11 protein-coding genes and 2 tRNA genes are annotated in these 17,100 nt (G+C 65.0%); 11 read left to right on the forward strand and 2 right to left on the reverse strand.

All coding sequences use genetic code 11. The features are described 5' to 3' along the window. From dnaA to ACQPXH_RS00050, 10 genes are all read left to right on the forward strand, one after another. A complete protein-coding gene (dnaA, locus tag ACQPXH_RS00005; protein ID WP_433600299.1) occupies nucleotides 1-1,998 on the forward strand; it encodes a chromosomal replication initiator protein DnaA in 1,998 nt (665 codons plus the stop codon). Nucleotides 1,999-2,840: 842 nt separating this feature from the next. Further along, the gene (dnaN, locus tag ACQPXH_RS00010; RefSeq protein ID WP_433600300.1) at nucleotides 2,841-4,016 is read left to right on the forward strand and encodes a DNA polymerase III subunit beta; all 1,176 of its coding nucleotides are present in this window, start codon (nucleotides 2,841-2,843) and stop codon (nucleotides 4,014-4,016) included. A gap of 136 nt (nucleotides 4,017-4,152) precedes the next feature. Next, nucleotides 4,153-5,340: a DNA replication/repair protein RecF gene (gene recF, locus ACQPXH_RS00015; protein ID WP_433600301.1), complete on the forward strand. Its 1,188-nt coding sequence runs from the start codon at nucleotides 4,153-4,155 to the stop codon at nucleotides 5,338-5,340. A 266-nt stretch (nucleotides 5,341-5,606) separates the two neighbouring features. Beyond that, nucleotides 5,607-6,167: a DUF721 family protein gene (locus tag ACQPXH_RS00020; protein ID WP_327094807.1), complete on the forward strand. Its 561-nt coding sequence runs from the start codon at nucleotides 5,607-5,609 to the stop codon at nucleotides 6,165-6,167. Between the two features lie 498 nt (nucleotides 6,168-6,665). Then, nucleotides 6,666-8,705, forward strand: coding sequence for a DNA topoisomerase (ATP-hydrolyzing) subunit B (gyrB, locus tag ACQPXH_RS00025; RefSeq protein ID WP_433600302.1), 2,040 nt, complete (start codon nucleotides 6,666-6,668; stop codon nucleotides 8,703-8,705). 47 nt (nucleotides 8,706-8,752) lie between these two features. Continuing rightward, entirely contained in the window at nucleotides 8,753-11,275 is a 2,523-nt protein-coding gene (gyrA, locus tag ACQPXH_RS00030) for a DNA gyrase subunit A (protein WP_433600303.1), read from the forward strand. 39 nt (nucleotides 11,276-11,314) lie between these two features. Beyond that, the gene (locus ACQPXH_RS00035) at nucleotides 11,315-12,397 is read left to right on the forward strand and encodes a DUF3566 domain-containing protein (RefSeq protein WP_433600304.1); all 1,083 of its coding nucleotides are present in this window, start codon (nucleotides 11,315-11,317) and stop codon (nucleotides 12,395-12,397) included. Between the two features lie 136 nt (nucleotides 12,398-12,533). Beyond that, nucleotides 12,534-12,607, forward strand: a tRNA-Ile gene (locus ACQPXH_RS00040). Nucleotides 12,608-12,636: 29 nt separating this feature from the next. Continuing rightward, complete coding sequence (locus ACQPXH_RS00045) at nucleotides 12,637-12,744, forward strand: DLW-39 family protein (RefSeq protein WP_218007666.1); 108 nt, start codon at nucleotides 12,637-12,639, stop codon at nucleotides 12,742-12,744. A 25-nt stretch (nucleotides 12,745-12,769) separates the two neighbouring features. Continuing rightward, nucleotides 12,770-12,845, forward strand: a tRNA-Ala gene (locus ACQPXH_RS00050). Between the two features lie 668 nt (nucleotides 12,846-13,513). On the opposite strand, the gene ACQPXH_RS00055 is transcribed toward ACQPXH_RS00050, so the two are convergent. Together ACQPXH_RS00055 and ACQPXH_RS00060 are read right to left on the reverse strand one after the other, a co-directional pair. Then, a complete protein-coding gene (locus ACQPXH_RS00055; RefSeq protein ID WP_433600305.1) occupies nucleotides 13,514-14,569 on the reverse strand; it encodes a hypothetical protein in 1,056 nt (351 codons plus the stop codon). Between the two features lie 40 nt (nucleotides 14,570-14,609). Further along, nucleotides 14,610-15,320, reverse strand: coding sequence for a YoaK family protein (locus ACQPXH_RS00060; RefSeq protein ID WP_433600306.1), 711 nt, complete (start codon nucleotides 15,318-15,320; stop codon nucleotides 14,610-14,612). A 155-nt stretch (nucleotides 15,321-15,475) separates the two neighbouring features. On the opposite strand from ACQPXH_RS00060, the gene ACQPXH_RS00065 reads away from it, so the two are divergent. Further along, on the forward strand, nucleotides 15,476-16,417 hold the full coding sequence (locus ACQPXH_RS00065) for an acyl-CoA dehydrogenase family protein (RefSeq protein WP_433600307.1): 942 nt from the start codon (nucleotides 15,476-15,478) through the stop codon (nucleotides 16,415-16,417). The last annotated feature ends 683 nt before the right edge of the window (nucleotides 16,418-17,100 follow it).

Below are 17,100 nucleotides of genomic sequence, written 5' to 3' on the forward strand. Positions count from 1 at the left end.
ATGGACGACGAGCAGAACGTGCTGGCCACCGTGTGGCCGGAGGTGGTCGCCGAACTCACCACCGGCTCGGCCGATGGTGCCATCCCGCCGGTCTCCCGGGCACAGCAGGCCTGGCTCAAACTGGTCAAGCCGCTGACCGTGGCGCAGGGGTTCGCCTTGCTCTCGGTGCCATCGTCGTTGGCCCAGGAGGCCATCGAACGCGATCTGCGCGAACCCATTCTGCGTTCACTCGGCCGTCGTCTCGGTCCGCAGGTCGAGGGCCTTGGCGTCCGGATCGCGGCGCCGGCGACGCAGCCGACCGAACGCCCTGGCAACAATCCGCGTCACGCGCGCATGACGAGTCGGCCCGAGCGTGGCCGCGACAGCGGTCGCGGTCCGGCGGGCTATCCCGCCCCCGACTATCCCGGGCGCAACGACTACGCCCCGCCGCGTTATGCACAGCCCAACGATTACCCGGCGGCACCCGAATACTCGACCGGACCGGAGTACTCGACTGGACCGGAGTACTCGGCGGCACGCGACTATGCGCCCACGCCGGAATACGCGGGCACACCCGAGTACCTGCCGGTGCCCGGATACGAGGTTGGGGGGGCGTACCCGACCGACGAATACCCGAGCCGCGGCGACTATCCGGGCCAGACCAATGGCGAACGGCAGGAGCCGCCCGCGTCCCGCCGCGAATCCGGACTCCCGCCGCGACGCGATTCGGTGCCGCCCGGCCAGGAGTCACTGTTCAATCCGGAGCCGCTACCGGAACCGGTGCGGGCGCAGGGGCGCGCGCCGATGCGCGAGGCGGCATCCGCACGGGAATCCCGGCCGGGCACCGATCCGGCCATCGCGGCCGCGCACGAATCGGTTCGCGAGCCGATCTCGGACAACCCGCACGACGACGAACCGGTCGTCAATGTCCGCAATTCGTGGCCGACCTACTTCACCAAGTCGCAGGAGAATCCGGCGCCGTCGAATTCCTCGGCGAGCCTGAATGCCAAGTACACCTTCGAGACCTTCGTCATCGGCGCGTCCAATCGCTTCGCGCATGCCGCGGCGGTCGCGATCGCGGAGGCACCCGCGCGCGCCTACAACCCGCTGTTCGTCTGGGGCGCCTCGGGTCTCGGCAAGACCCATCTACTGCACGCGGCCGGACACTATGCCCAGCGGCTGTTCCCTGGCATGCGGGTGAAGTATGTATCGACAGAGGAATTCACCAACGACTTCATCAACAGTCTGCGCGACGACCGCAAGGTGGCATTCAAGCGCCGCTACCGCGAGACCGACATTCTGCTCGTCGACGACATCCAGTTCATCGAGGGCAAGGAAGGTATCCAGGAGGAGTTCTTCCACACCTTCAACACCCTGCACAACGCCAATAAGCAGATCGTGGTGTCTTCCGACCGGCCGCCGAAGCAACTGGCCACGCTGGAGGAGCGGCTGCGGACCCGGTTCGAGTGGGGCCTGATCACCGATGTGCAGCCGCCGGAGTTGGAGACGCGTATCGCGATTCTGCGCAAGAAGGCGCGGATGGACCGGCTCGATGTGCCGCACGACGTGCTGGAACTGATCGCCAGTCGGGTCGAGCGCAATATCCGCGAGCTGGAGGGTGCGCTGATCCGGGTGACGGCGTTCGCCTCATTGAACGGCCAGCCGCTGGATCTGCCGCTGGCCGAGGTCGTACTGCGCGATCTCATGCCGGATACCGCGACGCTGGAGATCAACGCGGCGACGATCATGGCCGTAACCGCCGAGTACTTCAACACCACGCTCGAGGAGCTGACCGGGCCGGGTAAGGCCCGGCCGCTGGCGCAGGCCCGGCAGATCGCCATGTATCTATGCCGGGAACTAACGGATCTATCGCTTCCCAAGATCGGCCAGGCTTTCGGTCGCGACCACACCACGGTCATGTACGCGGAGAAAAAAGTGCGCAAGGAGATGACCGAGCGGCGCCGCGTGTACGACCAAGTACAAGAACTAACAGCCCGAATTAAACAGCGTTCGCGCTGACCGGCACTAACACCTCGGCACCGCCCTTGACCTGGGGCGGTGCCTTTTTGTGCCCTGTGGACTCCTCGAGGAATTCTTGTGGAGTCCTCGAGGAAACTCCGAGTTGTGCACCGGTTCGTCCACAGGCTGTGCGGATGATCGTGGATCCGTTGCTAACAGGGGTGGAATCAACAGAGTCCACAGCCGTATCCACACACAGGTCCTGACCAGCGACGGGCTCGGTCAGCGGCTTGGGGAATCCTCGAGGATTCCGTGTGGAGTCCTCGAGGATTCCTCGAGCTGTCCACGATTCGGTGCACACGTGTGAACAACCTGGTGAATCTGGTGGAACAACTCGAGGAGCGCTCGAGGATGAATGGGGGACAAACCCGCGACGTCCACAACCCCCATCCGTTCATCCTCGAGTCACCCAGCGGTCATCCACACCGCACCACGCCCCCGGACCTGCGGATTCGGCCGCAGTCCACAGATTCCACAGTGCCTACTACTACTTCAGTTCTTCTTCTTGAAGATCTCTCTTCAAAACAGGATGTGTGGAAAGTCGATCAGTGAGCATCGGCATCCGAGCCACTCGCCGAGACAAGCAAGGAGAAGAGGGGGGCGACACATCCGCGCGATTCACCCGCACCTGTTCTCCTTGCTCGATATTTCGCAGCACGGATCGTCTTCGCGACACAGAACAACCGGAGGGTCGGGCTAGGTTCAGCTGGTCCGGACGAGTACGGTTCAATGTCGGTCGCCTATGCCAGACTGCAAAGGTGGCAGGTACAGCACCCCCTTTCGAGAATCAACGCTGACGAAGCCGACAGAGATCACGGAACCGGGAGAGGACAGAACGGGCGATGGAGCTGGCGGGTATGAAATTTCGGGTCGCCCGAGAGGATTTCGCCGAGTCCGTTGCATGGGTGGCACGCAGCCTCCCGTCGCGGCCTCCGGTCCCGGTACTCGGCGGCGTACTACTCGTTGCGGGCGAGGACGGACTGACCGTCTCCGGCTTCGACTACGAGGTCTCCGCGCAGATGCGCGTCGCGGCCGAGGTTGCCGGACCCGGCGAGGTGCTCGTCTCCGGTCGACTGCTCGCCGATATCACCAAGGCGCTGTCCAATAAGCCCGTCGATGTTGCCGTCGACGGCACCCGCGTGCTGATCAGCTGTGGCAGTGCGAAGTTCTCGCTGCCGACCATGCCGGTCGAGGACTATCCCCAGCTGCCCGAGGTGCCGCAGCAGACCGGCGAGCTGAGCGTCGATGTCTTCGCCGAGGCGGTCGGCCAGGTCGCGGTCGCCGCCGGACGCGACGACACGCTACCGATGCTCACCGGCATCCGGGTCGAGATCGAGGGACCACAGGTCGTGCTCGCGGCCACCGACCGATTCCGGTTGGCGGTCCGCCACATCGAATGGCAGCCCACCCGCACCGATATCGAAACCTCGGTGCTGATTCCGGCCCGGACGCTGTCGGAAGCCGCGAAGACGCTGGGTCCCTCCGATGCTCCCGTACAGCTTTCGCTCGGCACCGGCAGTGGTGCGGACGGTCTGCTCGGCATCGTGAATGCGGGCCGCCGGACCACCACGCGACTGCTCGATGCGGAATTCCCCAAGTTCCGCCAATTGCTCCCCAAGGAGCACACCTCGATCGCCACCCTCCCGGTCGCCACGCTGACCGACGCCATCAAGCGCGTCGCGCTGGTCGCCGAGCGCGGTGCACAGGTGCGGCTGGAATTCACCGACGAGGGGCTGCTGCTCTCGGCAGGCGGCGACGACGCGGGTCGCGCCGAGGAGTGGCTGGAGGCCGAATTCCGCGGCGAGTCACTGACAATCGCGTTCAATCCGGGTTACCTCGTCGACGGCCTCTCCGCGCTGCACGCTGATCGGGTCACCTTCGGCTTCACCACGCCGAGCCGTCCCGCGGTGCTGCTGCCAGCGAGCGACGAGGAACCCAAGGTGACGGAGTCGGGTGCGTTCGTCGCGCTGGAGAGCCCGTACATCTACCTGTTGATGCCGGTTCGGTTGCCGGGCTGAGCATCGGCGGCGATGCGATTTATCCACAGTTCGTCCACAGACAGTGGATGGACCACAAGATGTTGTGGTTTGCGCCCCATTCGTCGCCGGCAGCGGCGGAAAACGGCGATTACGACGGCCGGAGCGGAGTAGACGCGTGTTCATCCGGACGCTGTCACTGCGCGACTTCCGCTCCTGGGAGCACGCCGAACTCGAATTATCCCCAGGCCGAACGGTTTTCCTGGGGGCCAATGGCAACGGCAAAACGAACCTGCTCGAGGCGGTCGGCTACCTCGCCACCTTGGGCTCACATCGGGTCGCCGCCGACGCACCGCTGATCCGTATCGGCACCGAACGCGCCAGGATCGGCGCGACCGTCGTGAACGCGGGCCGCGAACTGCGCATAGATCTCGAATTGAACCAGGGCGCCGCGAATCGTGCGCAGATCAACCGATCTCCGGTGCGCAGGCCGCGAGAAATCCTCGGCATTCTGCAGACGGTGCTCTTCGCGCCGGAGGACCTCGCCCTGGTCCGCGGCGATCCGGGTGAACGGCGGCGCTTCCTCGACGAGTTGTGCACAGCCAGGTTGCCGCGGCTGGCCGCCGTGCGCGCCGACTACGACCGGGTGCTGCGACAGCGCTCGGCCCTGTTGAAATCCGCTGGGCGCCAAGCCCGCTCGAAGGCGGAACTCAGCACCCTCGATGTATGGGACGGGCATTTGGCGACCCACGCCTCGGTGCTGCTCGCACAGCGACTGCGTCTGGTGCACGATATGTATCCGTATCTCGCACAGGCGTACTCGTCGATCGCGCCCGAATCACGCCCCGCCGCAATCGGTTACCGCAGCGCGAGCCTGCCGCCGGAATTCCTGGACCCGGCGCGCGCACCGCAGCCCGATGACGTGGAGGCGCTGGAGGCGAATATGCTGCGCGAACTGGCGGCGGCGCGGCCGAAGGAATTGGAGCGAGGGGTCTGCCTGGTCGGCCCGCACCGCGACGATCTGGATCTGATGCTCGGCACGGCCCCCGCGAAAGGCTTTGCCAGCCATGGTGAGTCGTGGTCGTTCGCACTGGCGCTGCGGCTCGCGGCCTTCGAACTGCTGCGCGCCACCGGCGCCGAGCCGGTACTGCTACTCGATGACGTATTCGCCGAACTCGATCGCCGCCGACGCACGGCGCTCGCCGAGGTTGCGGTCGGCGCCGAACAGGTGCTGGTCACCGCCGCGGTCCCCGAGGACGTGCCCGTGGAACTTTCCGCTGTTCCGCTCCGGATTGAAACGAACGGCGGTGCGGACGGCCGCATCTCCCGAATCGCCGACCGGGAATCCGACGCCGCCACCGGTTGATCGGGCACCGTCGGGACCCCTGTCGCGTCGGTAAGATCAGCGCCGATTGCAATGCGACGCGTCGGCAACCAGCGCGCGAACAGCGGCGGGGAGAGAGGTGGACCTCGTGAGCGAGCGTCAGCGAGTGAACCATCAGTACAGCGCGCGATCGCGCACGACGGAGCTGAGCGTCAGCGAGGCGCAGTCGTGAGCGAGCGTCAGCGAGTGAACCATCAGTACAGCGCGCGATCGCGCACGACGGAGCTGAGCGTCAGCGAGGCGCAGTCGTGAGCGATCCGACAGCGTCGAATGCTTCCGCATCCGAGCCGGAACCGGAGTTGCGCGGTATCGATCTGGCGCGGCGTGCGCTGGAGGAGGCGCGGGCGGCCGCCAAGGCGAGCGGTAAATCGGTGGGGCAGGGCCGGGCATCGCCGCGTCGGCTGCGCACCGGAGCCCGCCGTCGCACCGGCTGGTCCGGCGCGCGGCCCGATGACCGTGACCCGCAACTGCTTTCGAGCCTGACCGGCGCCATCGCGAAGAATCGGGGCTGGTCGACCAAGGTCGCCGAGGGCATGGTCTTCGGCCGCTGGGCCGGTGTGGTCGGCGAGGACATCGCCTCGCACGCGACCCCGATGACATTGAAGGACGGCGTGCTGAGCATCGCCGCCGAATCAACGGCGTGGGCCACCCAGCTGCGCATGCTGCAGGGCCAGATCCTGGCGAAGATCAATGCGGCGGTGGGACAGGGCGTGGTCACATCGTTGAAGATCACCGGTCCGGCGGCGCCGAGCTGGCGCAAGGGTGAGCGGCACATCAAAGGCCGCGGTCCACGGGACACCTACGGATAAGCGACAGTCCAGCGCATAGATCTGTTTCACGTGGAACGCCGCGGCCGTCATACGTGAGTCCGCGACGTAGGCTGAACTATGTGGTGGCCCCCGCTCATTCCCGCGCCGCGCGGACGCTCCGTTCTGTCGTGCGCGATCGGGCGCTGTGTCGATGGTTCGCTCGCTGACGCCCGCTCAGGAGGCCACGGTCACGGCGCCGTCACACAGGCAACTCTCAGGCCGAATCTGATGGACTCAAAGGGGTTGACGGCGGAACCGACCCGCGCTCGACCGATTTCTCGCATCCACGGAGCCGTCAGGGGTGTCGTAGGTGCATTGTGGCTTGGGTCTACCAGTAGGATGGTGGGGTAACTAGCGGCGAACCTTTCGGCGCGTTCCGTACAGCCCGCGCGTGGACCCCTATTTTCACGACCAGAATCACACCGGTGCCCCACGCGTGCTGTCCGACCGCTGCGCCAGGGATCAGCAAGTAAGGAGAGCTACCGACCAGTGGCTGCCATGGACTCCAACGCAGACGGCTCGAACAAGCCCAAGTCAGGCAATTACGGTGCCGAATCCATCACCGTCCTCGAAGGTCTCGAAGCCGTTCGCAAGCGGCCCGGTATGTACATCGGCTCCACGGGTGAGCGCGGTCTGCATCACCTGATCTGGGAGGTCGTCGACAACTCGGTCGACGAGGCGATGGCCGGATACGCGACGCAGGTGGATGTGACCCTGCTGGCGGACGGTGGCGTCGAGGTGATCGACGACGGCCGCGGTATCCCGGTGGCCATGCACGCCCAGGGTGTGCCCACCATCGAGGTCGTGATGACCCAGCTGCATGCCGGCGGCAAGTTCGACTCCGATTCCTATGCGGTGTCGGGCGGACTGCACGGTGTCGGCATCTCCGTGGTCAACGCGCTCTCCAGCCGCCTAGAGGCGGATGTGGACGTGGACGGGTACCACTGGACGCAGGAATACAAGGATTCCAAGCCCGGCAAACTGATGCAGGGCGTTCCGACCAAGCGCACCGGCACCACGATTCGCTTCTGGGCAGACCCGGACATCTTCGAGACCACCATCTACAACTTCGAGACGGTCGCGCGCCGCCTGCAGGAGATGGCGTTCCTGAACAAGGGCCTCACCATCACCCTGACCGATGAGCGCGTCTCCGACGCCGACGTCACCGACGAGGTGGTCAGCGAAACCGCCGAGGCGCCCAAGCATGCCGATCCGGATGCGCCCACTGCGCCGGTGGAGCACAAGGTGAAGACGCGGACATACCACTACCCGGGTGGTCTGGAGGATTTCGTCCGGCATATCAACCGAACCAAGCAGGCCATCCACAACTCCGTCGTCGCGTTCACCGGCAAGGGCACCGGGCACGAGCTCGAGGTCGCGATGCAGTGGAACTCCGGCTACTCGGAGTCGGTGCACACCTTCGCCAACACCATCAACACCCACGAGGGCGGCACCCACGAAGAGGGCTTCCGCGCGGCGCTCACCACGGTGGTCAACAAGTACGCCAAGGACAAGAAGCTGCTCAAGGAGAAGGACGGCAACCTCACCGGTGACGACATCCGTGAGGGTCTGGCCGCCATTGTGAGCGTGAAGGTCTCCGAGCCGCAGTTCGAGGGCCAGACCAAGACCAAACTCGGCAATACCGAGGTCAAGTCGTTCGTGCAGCGCACCTGCAACGAGCACCTCTCACACTGGTTCGAGGCCAATCCGGCCGATGCGAAGACCATTGTGAACAAGGCGGTTTCCTCCGCGCAGGCCCGCGTCGCCGCGCGTAAGGCGCGCGAACTGGTGCGTCGCAAGAGCGCCACCGACCTCGGCGGCCTCCCCGGCAAGCTGGCCGACTGCCGATCCAAGGATCCGAGCAAGTCCGAGATCTACATCGTGGAGGGCGACTCCGCCGGTGGCTCGGCCAAATCCGGCCGCGACTCGATGTACCAGGCGATCCTTCCGCTGCGCGGCAAGATCATCAATGTCGAGAAGGCCCGCATCGACCGCGTCCTCAAGAACAACGAGGTCCAGTCGATCATCACCGCCTTCGGCACCGGCATCCACGACGAATTCGATATCGCCAAGCTGCGTTATCACAAGATCGTGCTGATGGCCGACGCCGACGTGGACGGCCAGCACATCTCGACCCTGCTGCTGACGCTGCTGTTCCGCTTCATGCGGCCACTGGTCGAGCACGGGCACGTGTACCTCGCGCAGCCGCCGCTCTACAAGCTCAAGTGGCAGCGGTCCGATCCGGAGTTCGCCTACTCCGATCGCGAGCGTGACGGCCTGCTCGAGGCGGGGCTGGCCGCGGGCAAGAAAATCAACAAGGACGACGGTGTCCAGCGCTACAAGGGTCTCGGCGAAATGAACGCCAAGGAACTCTGGGAGACCACCATGGATCCCTCGGTGCGGGTGCTGCGTCAGGTCACTCTCGACGATGCCGCCGCGGCCGACGAGCTGTTCTCCATCCTGATGGGCGAGGACGTCGAGGCACGTCGCAGCTTTATCACCCGCAATGCCAAGGACGTTCGCTTCCTCGACGTGTAACCGGCGTGACGCGCAATTCCACGTCCGGTACCAAAGGAGACTTTTAGATGACTGAAACCACGCTGCCACCCGACGGCGGAGCGGGTGACCGGATCGAACCGGTCGATATCCAGAACGAAATGCAGAGCAGCTACATCGATTACGCGATGAGCGTGATCGTGGGTCGCGCGCTGCCCGACGTCCGCGACGGCCTCAAGCCGGTGCATCGCCGCGTGCTCTACGCGATGCACGACAACGGCTACCGGCCCGACCGCGGCTATGTGAAGTCCGCCCGCCCGGTCGCCGAGACCATGGGTAACTATCACCCGCACGGTGACGCGTCGATCTACGACACCCTGGTCCGCATGGCCCAGCCGTGGTCGCTGCGCTATCCGCTGGTCGATGGTCAGGGCAACTTCGGTTCCCGCGGCAATGACGGCGCGGCCGCCATGCGGTACACCGAATGCCGCTTGACCCCGCTGGCCATGGAGCTGCTGCGCGAAATCGACCACGAGACGGTCGATTTCACGCCGAACTACGACGGTCGCTCACAGGAGCCGACCGTTCTCCCCAGCCGCGTGCCCAACCTGTTGATGAACGGCAGTAACGGCATCGCGGTCGGTATGGCGACCAATATCCCGCCGCACAACCTCAACGAGTTGGCCGGGGCGATCTACTGGGCGCTGGAGAACCACGACGCCGACGAAGAGGCGACGCTCGCGGCCTGCATGGAGCGGGTCAAGGGTCCGGACTTCCCGACCTACGGCCTCATCGTCGGTAATCAGGGCATCCAGGATGCCTACACCACCGGTCGCGGCTCGATCCGGATGCGCGGTGTGGTCGAGGTCGAAGAGGACAACCGCGGCCGCACCACGATCGTCATCACCGAGCTGCCGTACCAGGTCAACACCGACAACTTCATCAACTCCATCGCGGAGCAGGTGAAGGACGGCAAGATAGCCGGCATCTCCGATATCCACGACGAGTCCTCGGACCGCGCGGGTATGCGGATCGTGGTCACCATCAAACGCGACGCCGTTGCCAAGGTTGTGCTGAACAACCTCTACAAGCACACCCAGCTGCAGACCAGCTTCGGCGCAAACATGCTCTCGATCGTCGACGGCGTGCCGCGCACGCTGCGCCTGGATCAGATGATCCGGCTCTACGTCGAGCATCAGTTGGAAGTCATCGTCCGTCGTACCAGGTACTTGCTGCGCAAGGCCGAGGAGCGCGCCCACATCCTGCGCGGTCTGGTCAAGGCGCTCGACGCGCTGGACGAGGTCATCGCGCTGATCCGGCGTTCGGCCAATACCGACACCGCGCGCACTGGCCTGATGCAGTTGCTGGATATCGATGAGATCCAGGCCACGGCCATCCTCGATATGCAGTTGCGCAGGCTGTCCGCCCTGGAGCGGCAGAAGATCATCGACGAGTTGGCCAAGATCGAGGCCGAAATCGCCGACCTCAGGGACATTCTCGAAAAGCCGGAGCGCCAGCGCGCGATCGTGCGCGACGAGCTGGCCGAGATCGTCGAGAAGTACGGCGACGAGCGGCGCACCAAGATCGTGGCCAATGACGGCGATATGGCCGATGAGGATCTCATCGCCCGCGAGGATGTGGTCGTCACCGTCACCGAGACCGGTTACGCCAAGCGCACCAAGACCGACCTGTACCGCAGCCAGAAGCGCGGCGGCAAGGGCGTGCAGGGCGCGGGTCTCAAGCAGGACGACATCGTCAAGCACTTCTTCATCAGCTCCACGCACGACTGGCTGCTGTTCTTCACCAATAAGGGCCGGGTGTACCGGGCCAAGGCCTACGAACTGCCCGAAGCCAGCCGGACCGCGCGCGGTCAGCATGTCGCGAATCTGCTGGCCTTCCAGCCGGATGAGAAGATCGCGCAGATCATCCAGATCAAGGGCTACGAAGATGCGCCCTATCTGGTACTCGCCACCAAGAACGGCCTGGTCAAGAAGTCGAAGCTGTCCGATTTCGACTCCAACCGCAGCGGCGGCATCGTCGCGGTGAACCTGCGTGACGACGACGAATTGGTCGGCGCCGTGCTGTGCTCGGCCGATGACGATCTGCTGCTGGTTTCGGCGCGCGGCCAGTCGATCCGCTTCTCCGCCACTGATGAGGCACTGCGTCCGATGGGCCGCGCCACCTCCGGTGTGCAGGGCATGCGGTTCAATGCCGACGATGAACTGTTGTCGCTCAATGTGGTTCGCGCCGACACCTATCTGCTCGTCGCGACCTCCGGTGGTTATGCCAAGCGGACCGCGATCGAGGAGTACACCCCACAGGGTCGCGGCGGTAAAGGTGTATTGACTATCCAATACGACACCAAGCGTGGCACCCTTGTCGGTGCGCTCATCGTCGACGACGAGGATGAGTTGTATGCGATCACATCCGGCGGTGGTGTTATCCGGACGGCGGCGAAGCAGGTTCGTAAGGCTGGACGACAGACCAAGGGCGTGCGATTGATGAACCTCGCCGATGGCGATACGTTGCTTGCTATCGCGCGCAATGCCGACGAACCCGATCCTGATTCGCTCGTCGGCGGAGACGGCGACATCGGTTCCTCTGAGCAGTAACCCCACAGCGGCGGCAACGAACGGATCTAAGGATTCCCATTGACCACGAATCAGCCGAACGACGAGCGGCACCAGACGAACGGTGTAACCGAACGGATCGCACCGTCACCGATTCCGCCGCGGCCGATCCCACGGCCGGTCGCATCGGCCGAGAACGGCCAGCCGAGTGGCCCGCAGGGAGGGGCCCAGCCGCACGAAATGCGCAGCAAACAAGGCGAAGTCGCGTTCAAAGCGCCGGAGCCGAGCTCGGGTGCGGACGGGCATGAGGCATTCGATCAGCGGGCGGCTCGGCCGGGTAACCCAGGCGAGCCGGCCGCGCCGGAAGCGGGCGATCGCTCGGCATCGAACGGCGGCGGCCAGTCGCCCTTCCAGGAGGGCTGGTCGCAGCTGCCGCAGCGGGAGCCACAGTCGAACCTGTATCGCCCCGGCCAGTCGCCGGTGACCGGTCGCCCGAATTCCACCGGCGGTGGGCTCAGCGGCAGTGGTGCTGGCGGTGGCCTGGGTGGCGGCGGCGGTCTCGGTGGCGGCAATGCCCGCACCACCGCGGATCTCGCGGCCAAGGCGGCACGCAAGGAAGCGGCGATGGTGAAGTCCGTCGGCATCGACGGACCGACCCGCAGCATCGCCCGCCCGGAATTGATCAAGGACATGCCGGACCTGTCCGACATCCGGCACCCGCTGCCCGTCGAAAACCCGGGCCCGCAGTCGGTACCTGTCTCGCCCGCGGTTCCGGTCGCCGTCGCGGCGGCCGTCGCCTCCGGTGAGCCGTTGCGGGCTACGGTGCAGATCCGTCGGATCGACCCCTGGTCGACCCTGAAGATCTCGCTGGTGATCAGCGTGGCCATGTTCTTCGTGTGGATGCTCGCGGTCGGTCTGCTCTACATCGTGCTCGAGGGCATGGGTGTGTGGGAGCGGCTCAACAGCACCTTCACCGATATGGTCTCCTCCGACAGCGGCTCGGTCGGGTTGGTCGACGCCGGTTCGGTATTCGGCTACGCGGGCGTCATCGGGCTGATCAATGTGGTGCTTTTCACTGCATTGGCGACCGTCGGCGTCTTCATCTACAACCAGTGCTGTGACCTCGTCGGCGGCATCCAGGTGACCCTGGCCGACCCCGACTAGAAGCGGTGTCCACGCGGCCGGTCGCTGTCCTCGCACAGGGCGGTGACCGGCCGTTTTGGTCTTCGGCGGGCGGGTAAGGTAATCTCGTGCCTCGGTTCGGTTAGCAGCTCCGGCGGGTAATCGGAACAAGAAATAGGGGCCTATAGCTCAGGCGGTTAGAGCGCTTCGCTGATAACGAAGAGGTCGGAGGTTCAAGTCCTCCTAGGCCCACTCCCGAACATCACAGTAGGGTGGGAATCATGAAAATTCTTCTCACGGTCGGTGTCGTGGTCGCGGTTCTCATCGGAATCACCAAGCTGCGCAAGCGTGACGATGCGGACCTGTGGCACGAAGTCACCACCCGCTGAACTGTCCTCGGACAGTAGGGATTTCGGGGCCTTAGCTCAATTGGCAGAGCACTGCCTTTGCAAGGCAGGGGTTAGGGGTTCGATTCCCCTAGGCTCCACCAGGAACCGTGCAGGCCACGACCTAGATCTATGATCTAGGTCGTGGCAGGTCCATGTATCCGATCTGAGGGATTCGCGCATGACCGAAAGGGCGCGTGCCCACCCCTCGCCGGACCGGTGGGTCCACCTATTCCCGGGTTCGCTGCCGCGTTCCGCGTAACGGTCGCATCCTCGAGACCTCGCCGAGTTTCGAGGACCATGCCGTGGCGATCCGCCGGGCCGGACTGCTCGACCGTGTCGGGCCGAGCGCAACCTCGCCACTGATACGCTGCGGCTGACGAGCCGCTCGGCACGCTCACCGGCTGGCTACAGCGCTATGCGGACCGGCATCGAGGCCGATGCCCGTAAGCTGGCACCGCTACATCGATCGCGACATCGTCGGTTACGCGAGTAGCCCACTAGGATCTCGTACGGCCGATCTCATCCCGGTCTGCTCGCCGAGCGCCTGACACCCGTATATGTTGTGGCACACCGGAATATCGTGACGTCCGCAAGGGCGAGCCGATCTGGGTCGTGTTGCGTGATGCCGGGCACGAGTCCATCACGACCACCGATAAGCGCTACGGGCACATCTCGGCCGGCGGCCACAGGCGAGACAAGACTCATGCTCTCCGTGAGCATGAGCCGGGCATCGAGTGGCACTGACGGGCAGATCAGCTACCGGCTTGATTCACAGAGCGACCGAGGCCTGCTTCAACTGGGTGAGCATCGTTTCATCGGGCCAGAAGCGGGCTTCGAAGCGAATGGGAGACATGCCGGGAATCGGTGTGAGGCCGGTTATTTCGAGGGCGGCGGTGAGTGGGACGGTGCAGATGGGAACGGCGTTGTCGGCGGCGTCGGTGCCGGCGAACATGATGTAGTCGGCGGCGGGGAGCAGGTAGTCGACGCCTTGGCCCCAGACGGTGTAGGTGTAGGGGTGGGTGTCGATGCCCGCCGGCTTCATGTCGCCGACGATGGCCGTCTTCAGGTCGTAGCGGGTGACTTCGAGGTCGCGTTCGAGCGCCTGGTTGAGCCAGTGGGCCTGGACGGCATACTCCCACATGGCAAGTCGGTATCCGGCGCGGACGGCAGCATGGTGTTGTTCGTGTCGGCCTGCGCGATCGAAGGGGACGACGGTGCCGTCCTCGTCGAGGGTGTAGCCCTGCGGTGAGAGGCGTTGGCGTGCATCCACATACTGTTGCTCGACCTGGCCGTAGATGCGGGCGAGCAGGTGTGGGATATCAGGGACCACGATCAGTGTGTCGATGTCGGGCATGAAGACTACAGGGCGGCGGCCGGCATAGCGCTGACTGAAGGTTGCCAACCAACCCGGGGCGAGCGGCCAGGAGGTGAGGTATTCGCTGCCGTCGCGATCGGTGCGGGTGAGGATGGCGTTGCCGCGCGGATCATGCGGCTGCGCAATGGCTTCCAGATTTTCGCGGGCCGCGGTGAAGACCTCGTCGGCCGAAACAGGCCAGAGCGCCATGGTCGAGTAGTTGATGACTGTTCGCGTGTTCGGCAGGTCGATCGCGACCAATTCGTCGACGAACGGGAAGGCCGGGCGGCTGACGAACCGGGTGTCGATCTCGGCGGCCTCGGGCCAGCGGTGCAGCAGGTTGTCGAGTGCGGCCTGTTTGTAGGTCGTCGGACGCAGAATCGGCCGCAATAGCGGTCGGATTTCGGCCCAGGTGCTGTGTTGTGCAAGTGCCGCAAGGTGATCCGGCGTTGGATCCTCGAAACTCCCCACCGGACAACCGTATCCGTCGCCTCGACGGCGCGCACGTGGGTCAGCTCGTCGTGGGCGGGCCGTGTCGGTCGAGGTGCAGGTAGGTGAAGCAGGTAGTGATCAGGCACACCACGGTGGCGGTGATGAGCATGGCCCAGCCCGCGACGATCAGACTCAGCAATCCGCCCAGCAGCGCGCCCGCGCAGAAGGCGGCATAGAGCAGGAAGTAGCCGAGCCAGTCGGCGTAATCGCCGCCGCTGATATGGCGTTCGATGCCCTGGCCCATTTTGACGAGGGTGCCGGTGACGTAGCTCAGAGGTATCGAAACTTCGCCGTTCTTGACGAACGAGGTGTTGAGCGCGCCGACCCCGAAGGCGACGAACAGGATCGGGATGAGGTCGATCTTGGTGGCGCTCGTCGCCCAGTAGATGATGCCGTCCAGCAGGGATGCCACGGCGAGGCTGAGCGTGGTGAGCAGGGTCGGGCCGTGCGGATGGCCGGACCAGTAGTGCGTGCGACACCAGGAGGCCACCACGACGCCGGCGAGGAACGAGAGCATGAGCAGCGCCGCGGCGACGGCGATATCGGGTTCGTCGTGGAAGTAGCCGAGGACCGCGCGCTCGGTATTGCCGGTCATGAACGTGACGAAGTAGCCCGCGGTATGCGTGAAGGCCGCGGCTCCGATGAGACCGGCCAGTGCAGCGAGCACCCAGGACAGTCGTGCCTCGGCGTCATACAGCGCCTTTCGGCGCGCGAGATCCGGTTTCGTCACTGGTCAGGCTCCTCACGAGGGGTATGACGAGTCAGTGATACCTGGTGATCCTGAGATTCTGCTGTCGCATCGCCGCGTTCCGGATAAGGATTGCGGAGTAGTCGCCGCCTTCCTTGGGTACGAGCAGCGCGACGATTCTCGGTTAGCGTGCACGAGTGGACTCTGTGTTCGATTATCTGCTGACCGAGGCGCTCGATCCGACACCGCTCGAGTCGATCACCGATGCGTGGACGCGGCATCGGGCGACCGCCGAGCGGTTCGACAACACGATCGATATAGCGATCGCCGGTGGATTCGGTGCGGACCGACTGGGTTTCGCATTTCTGTCCGGATATCAGCAGGCGCTGCGTGCGTTGCTGCCCGACCTCCCGGCCGATGAGCTGGTCGCGGTTTCCGCGACCGAGGCCGGTGGCGCGCATCCGTCCGCGATCGCGACCGAGGTGACCGAGACCGACCGCGGCTGGCGGGTGAACGGCACCAAGACCTTCACCACATTGGGGATACTCGCGCGGCGGATGTTGGTGATCGCCAGCGCGGGCACGGCGGCCGACGGGCGCAACCGGCTGCGCGCGGTGCTCGTCGATGCCGCACAGCCCGGCGTCGATGTGACGAATCTGCCCGCAGTACCTTTCGCACCCGAAATCCCACACGCCTCGGTGACATTCACCGATGTCGCGGCAGAGCCGCTGGCCGGCGACGGGTACTCGGATTACCTCAAACCGTTCCGCACCATCGAGGACGTCCATGTGCTCGCGGCCACCCTCGGCTGGTTGCTGCGGGTCGGGCGCGAGTCCGGTTGGCCGCGGGCGACGCTGCAGCGGTTACTCGCCGCGGTGGCCTTCGTACGTGGTCTCGATATGGATCGGCCGACCGCACCGGGCGGGCACATCGCACTGGGTGGTGCGTACGCGTATTTCGAACAGGTGCTGACCGAATTGGAGCCGCTGTGGGCACAGGCCGATCGGGTCGTTCGCGAGCGGTGGGAGCGGGATCGTCGGTTGCTGGCGACCGCCGGAAAGGTACGGGCGCAACGGTTGACGGCGGCCTGGCTATCGGTGGGCATGGTCGAGAATTCGGCGGTGCCGACAGATAGCTGAGCGGGGCTGACCTGCCCCGCAAAATGGGGAGCGGGCCTCGGCGAAGGGGGGGAGTTAGCCGAGGCCCGCGTAAGGTCGGCCCGGGGGGGAGGGGCCGACGTGAATGATCCTACGCGATGTTCCGGGATTGTGTGTGCGTGGGGATCGCGACTTTTCAAGATTTTTCGGGACGGCTCACCTGCGCCGGGCGCGGGCGCCGCCCAGGTAGCCGGACCGGTCGGTGGTCGGACTGTTGCCGGTTCGGTGACTGTTGTCAAAAATGTTGTCGCGCAGTGATTTACGACCGGGGTGTGATCTCACTACGCGGGCGATGTGAAAGTGAAAACCATGCCGACCGGTTGCTGTGCGTCCGGAATCGCTTCTGGGGTTCATCGACCGGACGGCAGATTCGGTCGGATTTGCCGCGTGTCGTTCGGTCACGGGCATGTCGGGCCCGCGGCACCCGAGTACCGGTCGGGCCCGAATCGGGTAGTGCGCTACGCGCGATCGGACGGGGATCGAGCGGCAGGATCGAAATCGGTCGCATCCCGATCCGGCACCCCCGAGCACCGCCCGGAACGGGATGCGACTGTTTGTGTTCGGTGGCAATTTCGCGACCATCGATCGTTGGTAAAGCCCAGGTCGACGAAAATCACGGGAAATTGTCGGTGCACAGGGCAATACTGACTCGGGTAATGGTCACC

It is taken from the genome of Nocardia sp. CA-135953, from assembly GCF_050955735.1.
Classification (GTDB): domain Bacteria; phylum Actinomycetota; class Actinomycetes; order Mycobacteriales; family Mycobacteriaceae; genus Nocardia.